The sequence below is a fragment of the Bradyrhizobium sp. Crot121 genome (genome assembly GCF_059512385.1).
Genome location: NZ_JCAMOR010000225.1, coordinates 1 through 1736 on the forward strand (window position 1 = coordinate 1; position 1736 = coordinate 1736).

Genomic DNA, 1736 nt, shown 5'->3' on the forward strand with positions numbered 1-1736 from the left:
ACGGGTGACGCGATCTGCACGGTCTGCGGAGCTGCGCTGGAATCATGGTCGGAACGCACCCACGTTCCCATTTATGAGTTTGTAGAACCTCCGGACAGAAAGCCGGAGTGATTAGCGTGACGGGCGAAAATCCCCTCATGTCTGTTCACGCTCCTTCGCGTCGATCTGACCGTCCGCCGGCCACTTCCGGTCTTCCCGCTTAGCCAACATTCTCAGAGTCCGTCGGCATGTCTCAAACATGAAGAGCGGACTCGTGCACTGCAGCAAACAAAACAATTATTCGCTTAGTCCCGTTGGCGCGTTGATCCGCGTTACGGATCGATAAGCACTCCCGGGTTAAGCATGCCTTGCGGATCGAGTTCTCTTTTTGCTGCCCGAAGCGCGGCCGCGAAAAGCCCCGGGCGCTGACGATCGTACCACGGCCGATGATCACGCCCGACAGCGTGATGATGCGTGATCGTACCACCCGCCTCAATCAGCGCGTCGCTGGCCGCATTCTTGATCGCCTGCCACTGCTCTAGAAGAGCACCGTGTCGGCCGAGCGCGTGGAAAGAAAAATAGGGCGCGGGCCCGTCCGGATAGACATGGGTGACGCGGCATGTGACCTCGCCTTTTAGGCCAGTCGCTTCGAAGATCGATCGTTCCGTTGCCGCCTTCACTTTGTCGTGGTTACTTTCGAACCGATCCCAGGTGATAGCGGTCTCAAACGTGTCGTTGATGAGACCAGCCGGCGTCAAAAACTCGCGCGCATATGGCATGCGAATAAATGCGTTCCGCCAGATCCCTGCTGCGCCTTCGAGATTTGCATCGCCGGCTTTTGCGGCCTCTGGCGTCCCGCCGTGGTCGGCGCAGCATTCGAGCGCACGTGCCATCCAGGCGTCCGGCGAATGGTCGCCGGATTCAAAGCCGAGCACCATGATCGCGACACTGCCGTCGGCCGCACCGGTGTTGAACGCCTCTTGCGCGTCAAGGATGCGGCAGTTCGACGGATAGAGGCCGGCTTGTGCGATGGCGTGCAATGCGCGTGCCGCCCCGAAGAACGACTGGAAACGAACCGATGCGCCGGTACGGAATTTCGGACGTGGCTGCAATCGCATCCAGGCCCGCGAAATCACGCCGAGCGTGCCTTCCGAGCCTATGAACATGCGGTCGGGACTCGGCCCAGCACCCGATCCTGGCAATCGACGCGTTTCCAGTATGCCGCGCGGCGTCACGACGCGCAGGCTTTCGACGAAATCGTCTATATGCGTGTAGAGACTGGCGAAATGACCGCCCGATCGCGTCGCGATCCAGCCCCCAAGGGTTGAATATTCGAAACTCTGCGGAAAATGCCGCAACGTGACGCCGTGCGGCTTAAGCTGGTTCTCCAACGATGGACCATAGGCGCCGCCTTCGATCAGTGCGGCGCGCGATATCTGATCTACCTCGACAACCTTACCGAGATTGCGTAGATCAAGTGTGACGGCCGCCTTATAGCGAAGCCCATCGACTCGCGGCTCGACGCCGCCACAGACGCTCGACCCGCCCCCGAACGGCGTCAGCGAGGCGTTGACGCCACCTGCCCAGTCCATCACGGCGGAAATCTCTGCTTCATTGCGTGGATATGCGACTACGTCGGGCGCGCTCTCGTAATCGCCGAGCATGGCTCGCACGTAGTCTGGATAGGATTTGCCGTAGGTATGCGCGACCCGGTCGTAGCGTTCGCTCGTACAGAAAGCGGCGAGTGAGGTCGGCAG

Annotated in this window: 1 protein-coding gene; it reads right to left on the reverse strand. The window is 60.4% G+C overall.

Annotated features, from left to right (window positions below):
• Window positions 1–311: 311 nt before the first annotated feature.
• Window positions 312–1736: FAD-binding oxidoreductase (locus tag AC5ZGW_RS46150; protein ID WP_496114163.1), on the reverse strand; the 1425-nt coding region annotated here is incomplete at its 5' end.